This is a genomic window from Streptomyces sp. TLI_55 (genome assembly GCF_900206255.1).
Classification (GTDB): Bacteria; Actinomycetota; Actinomycetes; order Streptomycetales; family Streptomycetaceae; genus Streptomyces; species Streptomyces aquilus.
Genome location: NZ_OAOJ01000001.1, coordinates 5,009,451 through 5,028,523 on the forward strand (window position 1 = coordinate 5,009,451; position 19,073 = coordinate 5,028,523).

8 protein-coding genes and 1 pseudogene are annotated in these 19,073 nt (G+C 69.1%); 5 read left to right on the top strand and 4 right to left on the bottom strand.

Annotation, left to right across the window (positions count from 1 at the left end; all coding sequences use genetic code 11):
• Positions 1-101: 101 nt before the first annotated feature.
• Both CRP56_RS23030 and eutC read left to right on the top strand, forming a co-directional pair.
• Positions 102-1,487 (top strand): ethanolamine ammonia-lyase subunit EutB, encoded by a 1,386-nt coding sequence (locus CRP56_RS23030; RefSeq protein WP_097266885.1) that lies wholly within the window; start codon positions 102-104, stop codon positions 1,485-1,487.
• Entirely contained in the window at positions 1,484-2,227 is a 744-nt protein-coding gene (gene eutC / locus CRP56_RS23035; protein ID WP_097266886.1) for an ethanolamine ammonia-lyase subunit EutC, read from the top strand. Before CRP56_RS23030 ends, eutC begins: the two co-directional genes overlap by 4 nt.
• Positions 2,228-2,269: 42 nt before the next feature.
• On the opposite strand, the gene CRP56_RS23040 is transcribed toward eutC, so the two are convergent.
• Both CRP56_RS23040 and CRP56_RS23045 read right to left on the bottom strand, forming a co-directional pair.
• Complete coding sequence (locus CRP56_RS23040) at positions 2,270-2,686, bottom strand: DUF6086 family protein (protein ID WP_097266887.1); 417 nt, start codon at positions 2,684-2,686, stop codon at positions 2,270-2,272.
• A gap of 60 nt (positions 2,687-2,746) precedes the next feature.
• Entirely contained in the window at positions 2,747-3,601 is an 855-nt protein-coding gene (locus tag CRP56_RS23045) for a diacylglycerol kinase family protein (RefSeq protein WP_097266888.1), read from the bottom strand.
• A 219-nt stretch (positions 3,602-3,820) separates the two neighbouring features.
• Between CRP56_RS23045 and CRP56_RS23050 the strand changes: the two genes are divergently transcribed.
• The gene (locus tag CRP56_RS23050) at positions 3,821-5,104 is read left to right on the top strand and encodes an adenylosuccinate synthase (RefSeq protein WP_097266890.1); all 1,284 of its coding nucleotides are present in this window, start codon (positions 3,821-3,823) and stop codon (positions 5,102-5,104) included.
• Positions 5,105-5,169: 65 nt separating this feature from the next.
• On the opposite strand, the gene CRP56_RS23055 is transcribed toward CRP56_RS23050, so the two are convergent.
• A complete protein-coding gene (locus CRP56_RS23055) occupies positions 5,170-9,582 on the bottom strand; it encodes a LamG domain-containing protein (protein ID WP_097266892.1) in 4,413 nt (1,470 codons plus the stop codon).
• A gap of 299 nt (positions 9,583-9,881) precedes the next feature.
• On the opposite strand from CRP56_RS23055, the gene CRP56_RS23060 reads away from it, so the two are divergent.
• Together CRP56_RS23060 and CRP56_RS47670 are read left to right on the top strand one after the other, a co-directional pair.
• Positions 9,882-18,146 (top strand): polymorphic toxin-type HINT domain-containing protein, encoded by an 8,265-nt coding sequence (locus CRP56_RS23060; RefSeq protein WP_143664928.1) that lies wholly within the window; start codon positions 9,882-9,884, stop codon positions 18,144-18,146.
• Complete coding sequence (locus CRP56_RS47670) at positions 18,143-18,514, top strand: hypothetical protein (RefSeq protein ID WP_179851097.1); 372 nt, start codon at positions 18,143-18,145, stop codon at positions 18,512-18,514. The genes CRP56_RS23060 and CRP56_RS47670 overlap by 4 nt, the downstream gene beginning before the upstream one ends.
• Here CRP56_RS47670 and CRP56_RS48470 read toward each other — a convergent pair.
• Positions 18,489-18,740, bottom strand: a pseudogene (locus CRP56_RS48470) (IS110 family transposase); the annotation flags it as partial. The gene CRP56_RS47670 and the pseudogene CRP56_RS48470 sit on opposite strands and share 26 nt — an antisense overlap.
• Positions 18,741-19,073: the final 333 nt, after the last annotated feature.

The window sequence follows — 19,073 nt, forward strand, 5'->3', positions numbered from 1 at the left end:
CAAGGGTCTCGGGGCGTTAAATGTTTGTCAACCAGACCTTTAGAAGTTCGAGGAAATCTGCGGAAATCTGCTCGCAACACGCGGCTCGTACGGTCGCCGCCATGAGCGTCCACACCTCCACCCTCGGCGGCGAGCGCCACCGCTTCGCGTCCCTCGCCCAGCTGCTGGCCGCCGCGAGCCCGGAACGGTCCGGCGACCGCCTCGCCGGGCTCGCGGCCGAGTCGGCCCGCCAACGGGTCGCGGCGCGCTGGGCGTTGGCGGAGGTGCCGCTCACGACGTTCCTGACGGAACCGCTGATCCCGTACGAGAGCGACGACGTCACCCGGCTGATCCTGGACACGCATGACACGGCGGCGTTCGCGCCGGTGGCGGGGATGACGGTCGGGGAGTTCCGGGAGTGGCTGCTGGCGGCGGACGGTCCGGCGCTGACCGCCGTGGCCCCCGGGCTGACCCCGGAGATGGTGGCGGCCGTCTCCAAACTCATGGGGAACGCCGACCTGGTGGCCGTCGCGCGCAAGGTCAGGGTCGTCACCGCCTTCCGCTCGACGATCGGCCTGCCCGGACGCCTCGCCACCCGCCTCCAGCCCAACCACCCCACCGACGACCCGGCGGGCGTCGCGGCCGCCCTGCTGGACGGGCTGCTGCTGGGGTCGGGAGACGCCGTGATCGGCATCAACCCGGCCACCGACAGCCCCAAGGCGGTACGGGACTTGCTGGACCTCCTCGACGGGGTCATCCAGCGGTACGCCATCCCCACCCAGTCCTGCGTCCTCTGCCATGTCACGACCAGCGTGGACCTGATGGAGCGAGGCGCCCCGGTGGACCTCGTCTTCCAGTCCATCGCGGGCACCCAGGCGGCCAACGCGTCCTTCGGCGTGACGCTCGGGCTGCTCGACGAGGCGTACGAGGCGGCGCTCACGCTGGAGCGCGGCACGGTCGGGCGGAACGTCATGTACTTCGAGACCGGGCAGGGCAGCGCCCTGTCGGCCGACGCGCACCACGGGGTGGACCAGCAGACGGTGGAGGCACGGGCGTACGCGGTGGCGCGGCGCTACGACCCCCTGCTCGTGAACACCGTCGTCGGCTTCATCGGCCCGGAGTACCTCTACGACGGCCGTCAGATCCTGCGCGCCGCGCTGGAGGACCACTTCTGCGGCAAGCTGCTCGGCCTGCCCATGGGCCTGGACATCTGCTACACCAACCACGCGGACGCCGATGACGACGACGTCGCCACCATGCTCACCATGCTCGGCGTCGCAGGCGCGTCCTTCGTGATCTGCACGCCGGGCGGCGACGACATCATGCTCAACTACCAATCCGCCTCGTACCACGACGCGTTGTACCTCCGCGAGGTCCTCGGGCTGCGCCCGGCACCGGAGTTCGAGGCGTGGCTGGCGACGATGGGGCTGCTCGACGAGGGCGGCGGCATCCGCGAGGTCGGCGCGCACGCACTGACGGAGATCGCCGGAAGGGAGCTCGCGGCATGAGTGAACTGACGTTGGGACAGGGCGAGTTGTGGCGGTCGCTGCGCGGCCGTACACAGGCCCGTATCGGCCTGGGCCGGGCGGGTTCCGCCCTCCCCACCCGGCACCGGCTGGAACTCCAGGCCGCGCACGCCGCCGCGCGGGACGCGGTGCACTCGCCGTTCGAGCCGGACCGGGTCGCGGCGGGGCTGCCGGGTCTTCCGACGGTACGGGTGCGCAGCGCGGCCGGTGACCGGCTGACGTATCTCCAACGCCCGGACCTGGGGCGCCGGTTGGACGCGACCGACCGGGCGCATCTGCCGGCGGGGGAGTGGGACGTGGTGTTCGTCGTCGCGGACGGGCTGTCCAGCCGGGCGGTGCACGAGCACGCGGCGACGGTGGTGACGGAGACCGTGACGCGGCTGCCCGGCTGGCGGATCGCGCCGGTCGTGCTGGCCGAGCAGGCGCGGGTGGCGCTGGGGGACGCGGTGGCGGCGGCCATGGGGGCGGCGATGGTGGTCGTCCTCATCGGCGAACGGCCGGGCATGTCGGCGGCGGACTCGCTGGGCGCGTATCTGACGTACCGGCCGGTGCCGGGCGCGACGACCGACGCCGACCGCAACTGCCTGTCCAACATCCGACCGCCCCTGGGCCTGTCGTACGAGGGCGCGGCGGGCAAGCTGGCGGCGCTGATGGGGCGGGCGCGGGAGCTGGGGGCGACCGGGGTGGCCCTGAAGGACGAGTCGGACGCGCTGCCGGCGTAGTGCCGGGGCCGGGAGCTGCCGGGGCCGCACCGGCGCCGGCGCCTAGACAGGCATCCCGCGTCGCAGCAGATCCGCCCGCTCGCGCAGACGTACGGCCCTGTCCTGGGCGTCGGGCAGGGGCACCTGGACGTCGGTGAGGCCCGCGAGGCCGTCGGTGGGTGCCGGGCGCCGCGGCTCGATGCCGGCCCGCCCGGCGAGCACCAGCACCGTCGCGACGAAGCCCTCGGAGAGCGCGTCGATGATCGAGTGCCGGGTGCGGTCGTGCAGGTCGAGGAGGGCGTCGACGTACGTCGCGAAGGCGGCCGGGTCGATCTTGCACTCGTCGTTCTCCATGGGCCCGAACCCCGAGGGAACGCCCAGCTCCTCCTCGTACAGCCGCACATGGCGCAGGAAGAGGCGGGCGGCTCCGTTGGAGGGGTTCCACAGGGTCTCGTCGCCCACGTCGAAGTACTGGCTCACGCGTCCTCCCGGTGCGATCGGCGGACCGGCACGGTAGCAACACCCCCATGTGGGGGCCCGTCACCGCCCCGGCAGCGTCAGCCCCAGCGCCCCCTCCCACACCGTCCACGTCCGGCGTCGTACCGGGCCCGCCACGCCCGCGTCCGCGCCGTAGCGGAAGTCCGCGCCCGTGACCGTCACCGTTCTGCCTGAGGCCCGCAGCGGGGCGGCCTCCGCGCCCACCGACACCGGCCGTACCTCCACGTCGGCCAGCCCCGCCGCGCCCGGCGTCACCGACACCGCCTCCACCGGCTGGCCCAGGTCGACCAGCGTCACCCCGTCCACCTCCACCCGGAGCCGGGAGGGTCCGGGCGCGGGCGGCGCGGGCTCCCGGAGGGGGCGGGCCGGGACGAGGGTCCGTACGAGCGTCTGGCAGGTCCGCAGCCAAGGGTGCCCGGCCCCCGCGACCGCCGCCAGCGCCGGCTCCGGCGGCTGCTGAGTCGGCGCGGGGATGCGCAGCGCGCCCAGCACCACCCCGTCGCTGTCGTCGACGAGCAGGTCGAGGCGGCGCTCCACGCCGTCCAGGACCGTCCGCGCGGCGGCCACCGCACCCGTCGGGACCCCCAGGGAACGAGCCACCGAAAGCGCACCGCCCACCGGCACGAACGACAGTGCACATCCGGCCAGCTCCCGCTGCCGGTGCAGCAGGGACACCGCGCGCAGCAGCGCCCGGTCGTCGCCGACCACCACCGGCCGCCGCGAACCCCGGCGAGCCAGCACCCGAGCGAATTCCTCAGGCCCCTCCGGCATGCAGACCTTCGTGGTCGCACCCGCGCTGAGCACGTCTTTCGCGATCCGGACCGACTCGCCGTCGGTCCTCCGGGCGACCGGATCGATGACCACCAGCAGCTGATCGGAAGTCGCTGAAGTCGCCACCTCGGTCCTGCCTCGCTTCCTCGGGTAGCATCTTTGTGCAAGAGCCCCTTGCGCTATTGCGCCAGGGGCTTCGTCTATTCCGGGGCATCCGGGTCCGACGGGTTCGCGGCCGACCACGGCCGACGGTGGCCGAAGAAGGTCGCCGGTGTATGCGGCACAGGGCTGTGCCGCGTACGCCCCTGACCTTGGACATGCCCCGCCCGGAAGGGGTGTACGCGCGTGCCCGCACTTGTGCTGCTCGGTGCTCAGTGGGGTGACGAAGGCAAGGGAAAGGCGACGGACCTGCTAGGTGGGTCTGTCGACTATGTGGTGCGCTACCAGGGCGGCAACAACGCCGGCCACACGGTGGTCGTGGGCGATCAGAAGTATGCCCTGCACCTGCTCCCTTCCGGAATCCTCTCCCCGGAGTGCACTCCGGTCATCGGCAACGGTGTCGTCGTCGACCCGTCGGTCCTGTTCTCCGAGCTGAACGGGCTGAACGAGCGAGGCGTCGACACGTCCAAGCTCCTGATCAGCGGTAACGCTCACATCATCACGCCGTACAACGTCACCGTCGACAAGGTGACGGAACGCTTCCTCGGCAAGCGGAAGATCGGCACCACCGGGCGGGGCATCGGCCCGACCTACGCCGACAAGATCAACCGCGTCGGCATCCGCATCCAGGACCTGTACGACGAGTCGATCCTGACGCAGAAGGTCGAGGCGGCGCTGGACGGCAAGAACCAGCTCCTGACCAAGGTCTTCAACCGCCGCGCCATCGAGGCCGGGCAGGTCGTCGAGGAACTGCTGTCCTACGCGGACCGGCTCAAGCCGTACGTCGCGGACACGGTCCTGGTGCTGAACCAGGCACTGGAGCAGGACAAGGTCGTGCTGTTCGAGGGCGGCCAGGGCACCCTCCTGGACATCGACCACGGCACGTACCCCTTCGTGACCTCGTCGAACCCGACCGCGGGCGGCGCCTGCACCGGCTCCGGCGTCGGCCCCACGAAGATCAGCCGGGTCATCGGCATCCTCAAGGCCTACACGACCCGCGTCGGCTCGGGCCCGTTCCCGACCGAGCTGTTCGACGAGGACGGCGAGGCGCTGCGCCGCATCGGCGGCGAGCGGGGTGTCACCACCGGCCGTGACCGCCGCTGCGGCTGGTTCGACGCGGTCATCGCCCGCTACGCGACCCGCGTCAACGGCCTGACCGACTTCTTCCTCACCAAGCTCGACGTCCTCACCGGCTGGGAGCAGATCCCGGTCTGTGTCGCCTACGAGATCGACGGCAAGCGCGTCGAGGAGCTCCCCTACTCCCAGACCGACTTCCACCACGCGAAGCCGATCTACGAGACCCTCCCCGGCTGGTCCGAGGACATCACCAAGGCGAAGTCCTTCTCCGACCTCCCGAAGAACGCCCAGAACTACGTCAAGGCGCTGGAGGAGATGTCCGGCGCCCCGATCTCCGCGATCGGCGTGGGCCCGGGCCGCGACGAGACGATCGAGATCAACTCGTTCCTCTGACATGACGCGCAGCAGGGGCCGTCCCTTCGGGGGCGGCTCCTGCTGCGTTTCTCGGCGAGGGCGACCTAGCCGAGCTCTTCCACCACCGCGCTGCCGCCGGGTGCCGTCGCGGCTTCCGGGGGAAGGGCGGTCGGGTAGAGGCGCACATCACTGAGGCGGCCATTGGCGTATTCGCCGTAGGAACCCTGGAAGAGCCGGCGGCCGAACTGGACGGGGCCGGCCGCGTTCCAGATCGTCCCGGAGTAGTCCTTGGCGGCGGACAGGTGGCCGTTCACATAGAGGAGCAGTTGGCCGGCGTCGGCGTCGTAGACACCCACGAGATGCGTCCACTTGCCGGCCACGGCCTTGGCGCCATAGACGGCGGTGAAGGCTGTGCTCGTCGTGTCGTCGTCGTGGCGGCCGAAGGCCCAGACGCCGGCGCCGGAGGAGTAGTAGAGCTGGAAGCCGTTGGCGGCGCCGACGGACGGGTTGTCGGACTGCGACACGAAGGTCCAATTGGTGCTCGCCAGGGAGTTGAGTTTCACCCAGGCCGAGACGGTGAAGCTGCTGCTGGTGTCGACGCCGGGGCCGGTGGTGGCCGCGTAGCCGGTGGTTCCGTTGAGGTTCAGGGCCGTGCCGCGGTCGGCGTCCGTGGCCCAGGAGGCCCCGCCGGTCAGGGTGGCGGGGGCGTTGCCGGTCGGGTCGGCCGCTGTGGTGCCGGTGCCGTCGGCGAGGTTCCAGCGGTGCGTGGCGGTCTCCGTGACCGTGCCCAGCGAGACAGGGGCGGAGAAGGCGGCGGTGGTGCCGGTGGGAGCGGCCCCCGGATACTCGGTCAGCCGGCCGGAGGCATCCGTGGCGTACAGGTCGGGCTTGCCGTCCGGGCCGCCGGTGGCACTGTTGACGTCGCCGGGGGAGGCGACGGTCGGGTAGTCGCGCTGTCGCAGGACCACGGGCAGGGCGGTGGGAGGGTGTGCGTTCCAGCCCGCTGTGGCACTGCTCGTCCAGTTCTGGGCCGCACTGCCGTTGCAGGTGTAGAGGCGGACCTGGGTGCCGTTGGTCGTGCTCGCGCCGGGATTGTCAACGCACTTGCCGGACTGCGGGTTGACCAGGCTGCCGGACGTGCCCGTGGTCCACTTCTGGGCGCCGCTGCTGTTGCACTTGTAGAGCTGCAACAGGGTGCCGTTGTCCGTGCCGCCGTCGGTGGCGTCGAGGCACTTGCCGAGGACGCGCAGGGAGCCGTCGCCGTGCAGGACCCACTGCTGGGCCGGGCTCCCGTTGCACGTATAGATCTGGATCTTGGTGTGGTCGGCGGTGTGGGCGCCCGCGTCGTCCATGCAGAGCGTGCCGCCTGTCGACGTCCTCACGGCGGAGACGAACGCGGTGCGGATCGGGGCGTGCAACAACTTGGGGAGGGTCGTGTCGGCGTCGATGTCGATCGGGAAGGTGTAGACGGCGCCGGACGTGTCGTCGCGGGCCCATAGGGTGGGGGTGCCGCCGGTGATCTTGCCGTTGCCGTTGTTGTCCACGGTGAAGGTGCCGCTGACGCGACCGGGGGCGATCAGGGTCAGGCCTGACCAGTCGCCGTCACCCAGCAGCCGCGGGTGGCCGAGGTGGTTGACCCCGTACGTCTGGTACAGCCAGAGCCTGTTGTTCTCCACCGTGATGACGGCCGGGTGGTCGGCGTTGCCGTACACGTCCCCGTCGACGACCAGTTGGGAGATGTCCCAGGGCTTCGCCGGGTCATAGCCCGCGTTCGCGCAACGGTCGGCGGGTACGACGTCGGTGGCCTCGCAGGCGTCCTTGGTGACGACGTCATAGCGGCGGCCGACGAAGCCGGGGAAGGTCGAATACGGGGTGCGCGGGAAGTCGCCGTCGTTCTTCGGGTCGAGGTCGTTCTTCACCACGTAGAGCTGTTGGGTCTTGCGGTTGTAGGCGAGCAGGTCGTCGTGGGTGTCGCCGTGCAGGTTGCCGCGGTGGGCGATCAGGTAGTCCTTCCAGGTGCCGGTGGGCGCGCCGGCGGCGGTGGAGACGATGACCGGACCCTTGATCGCGGGCGGGTTGTCGCCGACCGGGCCGTCCTGCGCGGGCGCGGGAGTCTGCGCGGGGTCTCTGTCGCCGGGGATCAGCTCCAGGTCTCCGGTGCCGGTGGTGGCGAGCAGGTCGGGGCTGCCGTCGCCGGTCACATCACCCGGGGCGATCTTCGTCTTCGGGTCCCAGGGCGCGGTGAAGGTATAACTCGCCGGATTCTGTGAGAGGTTGCCCGCCCTGTCGACCGCGGCGACGTACAGGGTGTGCACGCCCCAGTCGGTGACCGGGATGGTGACGATGCCGGAGGCGGTGGTGCCGCTGGTGGAGGTCGCTTTGGCGGGGCTGCCGGTGCCGGTGGTGGGCTGGCCGTCGAGCTGCCAGATGAAGTGGTCGATGCCGCTGGCTTTGCAGCCCGCCGGATCGCATGTGTCGGCCGGGGTGTTGTCGGCCGCGGTGACGGCGAAGTCGGCGGTGACGCCGCTGCCCGCGTAGGTGTCGCCGGCCCCGCTGCCGACCGGCGGGAAGTGCGCGTTGTCGGCGATCGCCGGGGTCTGCGGCGGGGTGAAGTCAGTGTCGAACCAGCAGTGGTCGCTGACCGCAGACCTGAGCTTGATGTTGTCCTGGGCGTACACGTCCCAGCCGTACTCGTGGCCGTCCTTGAGCGTGAAGCCGATCGGCGCATCGGCGTCCTGGCCGGAGGCGACCATGTCGCTGACCGGGGTGCTCTTTTCCACGGGGTTGCCGGCGGAGTCCAGGTCGGTGCGGTCCCAGACGTGGTAGTGCGCCTCCGCGTGTTCGCCCGTGATGTGCGTGACGACCGTGGAATGCAACTGGAGGTTGCTGCCCGCGTCGCTGTACGTAGTCGCGCCGATCCAGCCGATCGCTCCGCCGCCGGTCACGCAGTCGCCGTCCGAGCCCAGCGGCTTGGGCGTGGTGCGTAGCTTGGTGGGGACGTCCGGCGGGATGTCGAAGTTCGTGGTCAGCGAGAGGACCTGCGACATGCGCAGGTAGTCGAGGTTGGAGCTGGTCTTGGACTCGTTGCCGAACAGGCCGATGGTCCAGGTGCCTTTGTTGCCGTCGGCGATCTTCTGGATCTGTCTGTCGACGCGGAAGGAGGCGGTGCTGTTGGAGCAGTTTCCGTTGCCGTTCGCCCCGCTGGGCACGGTGGTCTTCACTGCCGGATAGTCGTTGTCGTCAAGGGTGTCGGGCTGGTGGTTCCAGTCGGTGTTCTCGTTGATGGTGCCGGTGGTGTGCAGGGTGATCGGTTGGTCGTGGGAGCAGTCGAGGCTGGCCGCGTACTTGGTGCTGACCTTCACTTCGGCCTTGATGACCGTCATCGACGGGTCGAGGCCGGCCGTATTGACGGCGTAGTACGAACGCTCGAGGCCGACTCCGCAGGCGCCGCCCCACTGCTGGTAGCCGACGCCTTCGCCGTTGGTCTGCGGCTTGTTGTACTGCGGGGCGTCGGAGCAGGCTGAGCTGGAGTACACCTCGTCGAAGGCGCCGGACTTGCTGGTCACCGGGGTCTCGAACGGGTCGATGTAGACGGGGTAGTGCGTGTCCGGGCCGTCGAGCACCGAGGTGTCGGGAGCCAGGGTGAGGGCGTCGGCGGTGGTGGTCATCGGCACCTGGCCGACCTGGGCGCCGGGGCCGGGGCCGGCGGCGGAAGAGGCGGAGGCGGGCGCCGGATCGTCGGCGCCGGCTCGCACGAAGGCCGCAGGCCTGACGGTCGCTGCCGTGTTTGCCGTGTCCGTCGTGCTGGAGTCCCACATCAGCGGTGGTGGAGTCGTGTACGACACCGAGCCGTCCGGCGCCTTCGCTGTCATGCCGCCCGCCGAAGTGGCGGCCAGATCGAGGCCGTGGGTGTCCGTCGCCACCGCCAGCTTGCGGACGCGGGGGTCGGTTGCGGCCTTCGCGTCATGCACGATCAGCACATCGCTGAAGCCGCCCTGGTCCGTCACCGTCACCGAGAGATCGACACCGGGCAGCACCGCCGGGTACAGCGCGGTGTCCCCGCTTACCTGCGGCGCGGGCAGCGCAAACGGCATCGTCAGGCTCATGCTGTGCCCGGCCGGGTCGGCGAGCGTGGCGAGCGGACCGCTGCCGCCGCCGGACAGGCGCACGCCGCTGGGCGTGGCCCTGGGGGAGTAGGTGCCGTCGGAGTTGGCGGCGAGTGTGCCGTCCACCGGTACCCAGCCACCGTCCCGCCGCACCCGCACCGGCAGCACGGACGTGGTCGTGGTGAAGGAACCGTCCGCCTCGGCGGTCACCGTGTCGGTCTCGCTGGTCAGCGCCTCGACCGCTACGGACGTACCGTCGGCGACCGCCTCGGCCTGGGCGGTGAGCAACGGGTCCGCGGCGTCGGCGGGTTCATCGGCGGCGGCCGCGCCGGCCGGCACGGCGAGCCCGGTCAGCAGCAGGGCGGCGAGTGCGGAGAGCACCGCCGATCTGCGGGCGTATGACGGCAGCACGGAACTACTCCTTCGCACGACGGACAGGGCAGACACGAGATCTGCGACCATCCGCCGCCCGAAGAGCCTGCTGGACGGCGGTCAGTGCGTCAGCGACGGCGTGCGGCGGTGATGTTCGCTCCCCTCCATGGAACGTACACAGGAAATGCCAAAAGCAATCACGGAAGTGTCATGGCCTTGGCAAAAAGTCTTGAGGTTCGTTCAACCTCGTTCCTAACCTCCCATGCTGGATCACGCCGACCACGTGACCTTTCAGTCAACGGACCGCCAGGTCCGTGTTTTACGGGGGTACTTCTCACGTGGCTGCGCGAAGAACGCTGACGCTTGTCTCTGCCCTGCTGGCGGTGATGGCGCTGCTGGCCACCGGAGCCGTCGCGCAGAACGGCGTCGGGCCATACGTCTTCCATGGCGACATGTGGAAGCCGAAGCCGCTGCCCGAGACGCCCGCCGTGGGCGACCACCAGCTGGGCCGTCCGAAGTCCCTCCGCCCCCGTGGCTTCCGCCCGCTGACCCGCTACACGGCAGCGAACCCCTCCTGGCCGCACGCCGGTTCGCACACGGTCGACGTCAAGGCCAGGCCGGTCAGGGCGGGCACGCTGCCGGTATGGGTCGCGGCATCCGGCAAGGCGAAGCCGCAGCAGGTCCGGGTCCGACTCGCCTCCCGTACACAGGCGTTGCGGGCGGGTGCCGACACCGGCCTGCTGGTCGGGCTGGGCGGGGCTGGGAACCCCGCCACCAAGGTCAGCGTGGTTGTCGACTACTCCTCCGCCGCCAAGGCCTACGGCGGTGGCTATGGCTCCCGTCTCACCCTCACCCGCCTTCCCGCCTGCGCCCTGACGACCCCGCAGCGTGCCGAGTGCCGTACCCGTACGCCCCTGAGGTCCGTCAACCGCGCCACCGCCAACCAGCTCACCGCCACCACCACCGCGGACTCCGCGATCGCCGTCACCTCCGGCAGCCGTGGCTCGCAGGGCGACTACTCGGCCACCTCGCTGACCCCGGCTGGGAACTGGCAGACCAACGGCACCGGCGCGTACACGTACTCGTACCCGATCGATGTTCCGGCAGGCGTGGGGGACACCGGCCCCGCCGTCGGACTGTCGTACGACTCGCAGTCGGTGGACGGCGAGACCTCGGCCCGCAACTCGCAGGCTTCGTGGATCGGTGACGGCTGGAGCTACCAACCGGGCTTCGTGGAGCGGGCGTACCGCTCCTGCGGATCGCTGCTCGACGCCGACGGCAAGAAGATCCTCAAGGGCTCGGGCGACCAGTGCTGGGGCGGTGCCAACGCGACCGTCTCCTTCGGCTCGCACTCCGGTGTCCTCGTCCCCACGGCGTCCTCCGGAGCGCCCGGTGAGATACGGGAGTTCAGGCTCCAGGGAGACGACGGCACCCTCGTACAGGAGCTGTCCGGGGCCGCCAACGGCCTCTACAACGGCACCTACTTCCGCGTCCTGACCACGGACGGCGCCGCCGCCTACTTCGGTGCCGAGCACGCGCCGAGCGGCCCGGGCACCAAGGGATCGGTCTCGGGTGGCTCGGACGACTCCACGAATGCTGCGTGGGGTGTCCCGGTGCTGCACCCGCGCTCCTCCGACCCCTGCCACAGCGACGCCGACGGCAAGAAGTCCCGCTGCGACAAGCCCGAGGGCTGGCGCTGGAACCTCGACTTCGTCGTCTCGCCGAGCGGCTTCGTGCAGCGCTACGACTACACGACCGAGACCGGCTGGTACGACCTCGGCGGCGGCCAGGCAGCGGCGACCGACGACAAAGACGACACCGGCACCCTCACCCCTTACACCCGGGGTGGCACCCTCACGTCCATCTCGTACGGCTACACCCTCGACGACGAGCAGGCGGGCCGCACCCCGTCCGCGCAGGTGTCGTTCACGTCCAAGCAGCGCTGCCAGACGACGTCCTCCTTCACCGACTGCTCGGCCGGGAACCTCGACGACAACACCGCGCCGCACTGGCCGGACGTCCCCTGGGACCTGCACTGCGACTCGACGGACAAGACCAAGCTGCCGGACGACGCCACCAAGGTGCCCACGGACGTGTGCATCGTGTCCTCGCCGACCTTCTGGTCGACCACGCGGCTGGACTCCATCACCACCAAGGTGCACGTCAAGGACGGTGACACCGACAAGCTGGTCCCGGTCGACTCCTATGACCTCGGGCAGGTGTACTCCGACGCGGGCGGTGCGGTCGACCCGGTCAGCGGCACCACCGTCGACCCGAAGGACGCCGGCTCGCTCCAGGCCGTGATGTGGCTGCAGTCCATCCGGCACACGGGTAAGGACACCTACGGCAACGGCAACAAGGACATCGCCCTCAACCAGGTCTCCTTCACCGGCACCGAGATCGACAACCGGGTCGATGACGACGCTCCGTCCGCGCCGGCGCTGTACCGGCCGCGCATAGCCAACGTGCAGACCGAGACCGGTGAGTCGATCACCGTCGAGTACAACCAGAACCCGTGCGCGGGCAAGACGCTCGACATCAAGCAGGCCGACACCAACACCAACTCCTGCTACCCCGTGTACTGGACGGTGCCCGGCGCCACCAAGCCGATCGCCGACTGGTTCAACAAGACGACGGTCCACAGCGTGGCCGTCGCCGACCTGACCGTCGCCGCGCAGTATCGCCCGGACGCCTCAAAGATCCCGGCCGGCTCCGAGGCGCATCTCTTCACCTACGCCTACTCGGGCGCCGCCTGGCACCGCGACGACTCCGACCTGACCGACGACCAGTACCGGACCTGGGACCAGTTCCGCGGCTTCCGCAGCGTCACGGTACGCACCGGCAAGGCGCCCGAGCCGGTCACCCAGCAGACGACCACCTATCTGCAGGGCATGGACGGCGACTACAAGGCCGACGGCAGCCGCCGTTCGATCAGCCTGGCCGCCACGGTCGGTGGCAAGACCGTCGAGACGGTCGACGACGCCGACCAACTCGCGGGCACCGCACTGCAGTCGGACACCTACACCGCCTCCGGCGTGACGGTGAACGCCTCCACCGTCAACGGTCCGTTCGACTTCACCACCACGGCGCACAAGGACCGCAGTTCGTGGACGGCCTGGACCCAGGAGGACAACCCGGGCGAGAGCAAGCCGTCCGCGGCCACGCTGCCGGCCCTCACCGCCCGCCGGATCAAGTCCACCCAGACCAACGGCTACTCCTTGCTGACGGACGGCAGTTGGCGGCACACCCGCAGCGATGTCGCCTACGACGACCAGGGCCGCGTGCAGTCCGTGGACGCGCACGGAGACGTCTCCGTGGCCGCGCAGGAAAAGTGCGCCACCACGGACTACGCGACACCGTCGTCCTCCGCCGGCAACGCCATGCTGCTCGCCTACCCGGACCGCATCACCACCGTCTCCGGCCCCTGTGGCACCAAGCCCGGCACCGACACCCTGCTCTCCGACAAGAAGATCTATTACGACGGGGACGGCTCCGTCACCGACCTCGGCTCCTACGGCACCGTGACCCATCCACGGGTGACGGGCACCCGGCTCGCCACCGGATTCGCCGGCGATGGCACCGAGAACTGGCGTACCACCAGCGGTATTTCCTATGACGGCGCCGGCCGGGTCACCGACGCTCTCGACGCCACGGGCAAGGGCACCCACACCGACTACCTGCCCAAGTGGAGCAGCACGGGCGGCAACACCAACCCGACGAGCATCGCCTCCACCAACCAGAAGCAGTGGAAGGTCACCTCCACCCTCGACCGGCTGCGCGGCCTGCCCCTCGAGAACATCGACGCCAACAACCGTGTCACCGACATCACCTACGACGCCCTGGGCCGCCGTACCGCCGTCTGGCTGCCCGGACGCGACAAGGCGACGCAGAGCGCGGACCGGACGTTCGCCTACTCGGTGAACCCCGGAGCGGTGCCTGCCCCCGGCGGCACGATCACGCAGCCCGGCGACCCGTCCTCGGTCACCACGCGCACCCTGCGCGAGGACGGCACGTACGCGACGTCCATCAGCATCTACGACGGGATGCTCCAGCCCCGCCAGGTCCAGACGACCGCCGACGGCGACTCCGACTCCGGCCGGATCATCTCCGACACGTTCTATGACTCCCACGGCTGGCCGAGCGCCTCATACGCCCCCTATTCGGACCCGGACCACGCCCCGTCCGCCACCCTGTTTGCGGCCAACGAGAACGAGATCCCGGCCGAGACCACGACCACGTACGACGGTCAGGGCCGCGCTACCGCGAGCACCCTGTGGCACCAGGCCGTCAAGCAGTGGGGCTCCAGCACCGCCTACCCCGGTGCTGACGAGACCGACACCACCCCTCCGGCTGGTGGATCCGCAACGGCTGTCTTCACCGACGCACTTGGCCGGACGGTGAAATCGCTGGTGAAGAACACCGGTGCCACGGCCAAGGTCACCCAGGGGCAGGTCATCCCTTCGGGCACGTCACTGACCTCGGGCAGCGTGCGCCTGGCCATGCAGGCCGACGGCAATCTGGTGCTGTCCTCCCTCGCCACAGGCAAGACCCTGTGGTCCACCGGCACCTCCGGCAACCCGGGGGCCTTCGCCACCTTGCGCAGCGACGGAAACTTCGTCGTCTACAACTCAGGTGGCACCACGGTCCTGTGGTCGTCAGGCACCTCCGCCACCGGCACCGTGCTGCAGATCCAGAACGACGCCAACATGGTGCTGTACGACGGCACCGGCGCCGCGATCTGGAAGACCAACACCTGGCACACGGCCGGCGAGGCCGACGCCATCACCACGTACACCTACACCCCGGCCGGCCGGGTCGACTCGGTCAGTGACAGCGCCGGCAACACCTGGTCGTACAAGTACGACCTGCTCGGAGAGAAGACCTCCCAGTCCGACCCCAACACGGGCACCACGACCTTCGACAAGTACGACGTCCTGGGCAACCTCCTGCAGACCACGGACCCGCGTGGCCAGGTGCTGTCGTACACCTACGACTGGGACAGCCGGGTCACGGCGGAGTATTCGGCGCCGTGGTCCGCCACCCCGGACTCAACGAAGCAACTGATCTCACGCGAGTACGACACGCTGGCCAAGGGCTACCCGACGTCCTCGACCCGCTATGTCGGTGGCGCGAGCGGCAGCGCGTACACCGAGGCGATCACCGGATACAACACGGCGTACCAACCGCAGGGTTCGACGCTGACGATCCCCGCCGCCGATGGTTTCCCCGGCAAGGCCGGCACCGACGGCGACACGATCACGTACACCCTGGCGTTGACCTACACGCCGAACACCGGCCTGCTGGCGACGACCCAGTACCAGGCGGACGGCGGCCTGCCGGCCGAGCGGGTCGGCTACGGCTACACGCTGCAGGGCGAGTTGGACGGCTTCGGCGGCGACATCAGCCCCTCCAACACGCCCTCCTACCTGGACGGTACGGTCCACGATCCCTTCGGCAGGGTTCAGCAGGCCAACTACGGGCCAACAGGCAAGGAGTTGGCGACGTTCGCCCAGTACGACGCGACGACGGGCCGCACCACGCAGACCAGCAGCATGGTGCAGACGTCGGCCACGGCCCTGGACGTCGTCAACTACCGCTACAACCAGGCGGGCGAGGTCACGGCCGCCGACGACCTCCAGAACAACACCACCCACGACACCCAGTGCTTCACCTACGACTCCTTCCAGCGGCTCACCGCCGCCTGGACTGACACCGCCGGGATCACCGAGTCCGGCAGCGCACCGGTGGGCGCGGTCGGCGGCTGCACCACGGCCTCCGTGCAGACCAGTGCGGCGCCGGTGAAGACGAAGACGATCGGTGGCCCGGCGCCGTACTGGCAGACGTACACCTACGATCTGCTCGGCGACCGCACGGGGATGGTCGACCACGACCCGACCGGCAACGCGGCGGCGGACACGACCCAGTCCACGTCGTATCCGGGAGCGGACGGCACGACTCCCGTCGCACACCCGGATCAGGCGGGCGCGACGACGATCAGCAACCAGGGGACGGGTACGGCGACGCAGACCCCGTCGTACACGGACGCCGCCAGCAAGAACGCGGGCAACACGGTCAGCCGTGCGACGAAGACGGCGGGACCGATCGCGACCGGCTTCACTCTCGCGGGTGGCGGCAAGCTGTGCGTCGTGGAGACGGGGTCCGGCGCGAAGGTCGACGTCGACACGTGCAGTTCGTCGGCCACGGCCCAGAAGTGGACGATCGGCACCGACGGCACCGTGAAGGCGGGCGGCTTCTGCCTGGACACCGCAGGCAACGCGACCACCTCCGGAACCGGCGTGGTGGCCGACACCTGCTCCACCGACGCCACCCAGAAGTGGCGCGTGACGTCGACCGGAACACTCGTCAACGCGGCCAAGAGCACCTTGTGTCTGACCGACCCGAGCGCCAGCGCCACCAAGGGCACCCAGCTGACGCTGACCACCTGCGGCGGCAAGGGGCAGACGTGGTCGACGATCACGGCGGGTGCACTGCCCGCCGGCCAGACACAGACGTTCACGTACGACGCCGAGGGCCGGACGGCGACGGTCTCGACGCCGTCCGGGACGACGAGCCGCACGAGCAAGTATCTGTACGACGCGGACGGCAACCTGCTGGAGCAGACGGCGGCGGTCGGCGGCACGGACAAGACACGGGTGCTCTATCTCTTCGGCGGCGCCGAGCAGTTGACGCTGGACGTCGCGGCGAAGACGTGCACGGCGCTGCGCTACTACGCAGGCGCGGACGGCACGCGGATCACCCGATCCAGCACCGGCAAGGTCACCTACCAGGTCGCCAACTCGCAGGGCACGGCGACGACGTCGGTGGCCGCTGACGACCTGTCGGTCACCCGCCGCTACTACGACCCGTACGGAAACCCGCGCGGCGCGAAGCCGTCGACATGGGTTGCGGCGGACGAAAACCACGGCTACCTGGGCCAGCCGACCGACTCGGTGACGGGTCTGGATCTGCTGGGAGCACGGAATTACGACCCGACACTGGGCCGGTTCCTGACGGCGGACCCGCTGTTCGAGGCGGGCGATCCGAACCAGATGGGCGGGTACACATACGCCGGTGACAACCCGGCGACGGGCAGCGACCCGACCGGCACCATCAAGGTCAACCCCAACGGCACGCCGTGCAGCGGTGGCTGGGACGCGTGTGGGCCGGGGGACATCAGTTCCGGCGGTTCGGGCGGGTCGAGCGGTTCCGGTAACACCAACACGTCCAGCGGCGGGAGCGGCGGCGGAGGGGGCGGCGGTTGTGACGGCTTCATAGGCTGCCTCGGGCACTACGTGGAGAAGGCCGCGCCGTACGTCGCCGCCGGTGCTGTGGTCACTGTCGTCGTGATCGGTGCAGGCGCCTGCACGGTGGAGTCGGGCGGATTGCTCGGACCCGCGTGCATCGAGGGTGGTACGACAGCGGCAGTCGCCGCTTGTGGCGCCCTCACGGGGGACTGCGGTCCCGGCCCGGGCGGCGAGTCGGTCAGCGAGGACACGGCCGAGGACACCCCCCGTACGGGCGAGGCGAACGCCGCCGCCAAGGCGGGTGCCGCCCCCGAGGCGATCAGCGAAGCTGCTGCCGACGCTCGCGACCTGGTCGAGTTGAAGCGGGCGAACGCGCAGGCGCGGGCGGAGGAGGCGGATGCGGAAGCCGCCGAGCCCAGCAGCCCCGCATCAGGCTCGTCCGGAACCAAGCCGGCCCGGAGCCGGACCTCCGAGAAATGCAGCTTCTCCCCGGACACGCCCGTCCTCATGCCGAAGGGCAAGACGAAGCCCATCGGCAAGCTCAAGGTCGGTGACAAGGTCGAAGCGGCGGATCCGAAGACGGGCAAGCACCGAGGCGCCCGCACGGTCAAGCACGTGTGGATCAACCACGACCACGACCTGCTCGACCTCACCATCCGTACGGAACACGGCGGCACCGCCACCGTCCACACCACCGCCAACCACCCGTTCTGGGACGACACCACACACACCTGGGTCCCCGCCGGCGAGCTCCACCAGGGCGACGCCTTGGAAACCGCTGACAACGGCCACGTCTACGTTCTTGGCGTCCACCTCACGCCTGGCAATGCAAACCGTTGGAACCTCACTGTCGAGGAACTCCACACGTACTATGTGGTGGCGGGCGGCACGCCGGTCCTGGTTCACAACAGCAACTGCCCGGATAGCGTTGTGCTCGGGGTTGGCGACCATTCTGATTCCCTGGCGAAGAAACGGCGATCAGCAGGAGATTCCAACGCTCACACGTTCAATGACAGCAACTTTGGAGAAGTCGCAGAGAACGGCCTTCCTGCTTGGATGAATGGTGTACAAGAAGCTGTCGGTAATTCCAGTACCAGGCTCACTGTGACGCTTGATGGTCTACCCGGGGATACCCCTGCGGAAGCTTTTGTGAATGCCTACATCCGGGGAGCCCAGGGTGGTCTTAAGATGGCGACTCAATCGGGCTACGGAACGGCATGGGAAATGAGTGTCATTGGTAGGAATGTCATGCTAGGTAATCGCAGCTGGGACTCGATCAACTGGTACTGGAACGGCATGCCGGCGACGATGCACATCCCCGATTTCGTTGGCATTCGGAAGGCGGCGGGCATCAGATGAGCGTACTTTTTGAGTCGGGTAGAAAATTTGAAGTGTGGAGCTTTAGTGCATCGCATCGCCAATTGATCCTGCGTAGTAATCCTGATCGAATCGCTCGGACATCGACGCGAATTGAGATCTATTTCGGCCATGTGGAATTCATGTCCATTAGGTCTGCTTATCGTGGTATTCTGATCCGGGAACCCGCTTTTGATGATGCCGCGCGTATTGCCGACCGTGTTCCGGCTGGCCTGAGGTCCGGGGGTGTGTATCTGCTTGAAGAGGGTGCTCAGAGCTTCGTTATATCTGCCAGTCCTGCGTGGCGTGAAGCGGAGTGTGATTTCGATGATCCATCTCTCTTCGAGCCGCGAGAATGGTCGGTGGAGTGACTTCGTAGCGCCGTCCATCGCGCAGCAGGGTGCAGAGGACGTTGACGCGTCGGCGAGCGAGAGCGAGCACGGCTTGGGTGTGGCGCTGGCCTTCGACGCGTTTACGGTCGTAGAACCGGCGCGATTCCTCACAAGGTCGGATGCTGAACAACGCCGAGATGTAGAAGACGCGTTGGAGGTGGCGGCTGTATCGCTGGGGGTGCCACAGGTTGCCGCTGATCTTCCCTGGAGGCCCTCGACTGCCGGATCGCGGCTCGCAAGGGTGTCTGGACGCTGTGCCAGGAATACGCAACAGGTCCTGCCTCGATGGCTCGGATGATCCTCGCTGCGGGGGACATAGACCGCGAACGGTTCGAGTACTTCGATGCCAAGTTGATCGACCGGGTGGGGAAGCGGGCGAAGAGCCGCTGAGTGGCATCGACTTCCTGCTTGGCTTCGTACCGGGCCGGTCGGCGACCTCGTAGCTGACCCATCCTTGAACCGGACATGGACAAGTCCTGGTTTCCGGCCGGACGGACAGACGCCACGATCTACGCGAGTAGCACCGCGTCGCGCCCCC

Excerpts from the sequence above, each read along its gene's own strand:
- eutC (WP_097266886.1), top strand. The coding sequence starts at position 1,484 with ATGAGTGAACTGACGTTGGGACAGGGCGAGTTGTGGCGGTCGCTGCGC.
- CRP56_RS23030 (WP_097266885.1), top strand. The coding sequence starts at position 102 with ATGAGCGTCCACACCTCCACCCTCGGCGGCGAGCGCCACCGCTTCGCG.
- CRP56_RS47670 (WP_179851097.1), top strand. The coding sequence starts at position 18,143 with ATGAGCGTACTTTTTGAGTCGGGTAGAAAATTTGAAGTGTGGAGCTTT.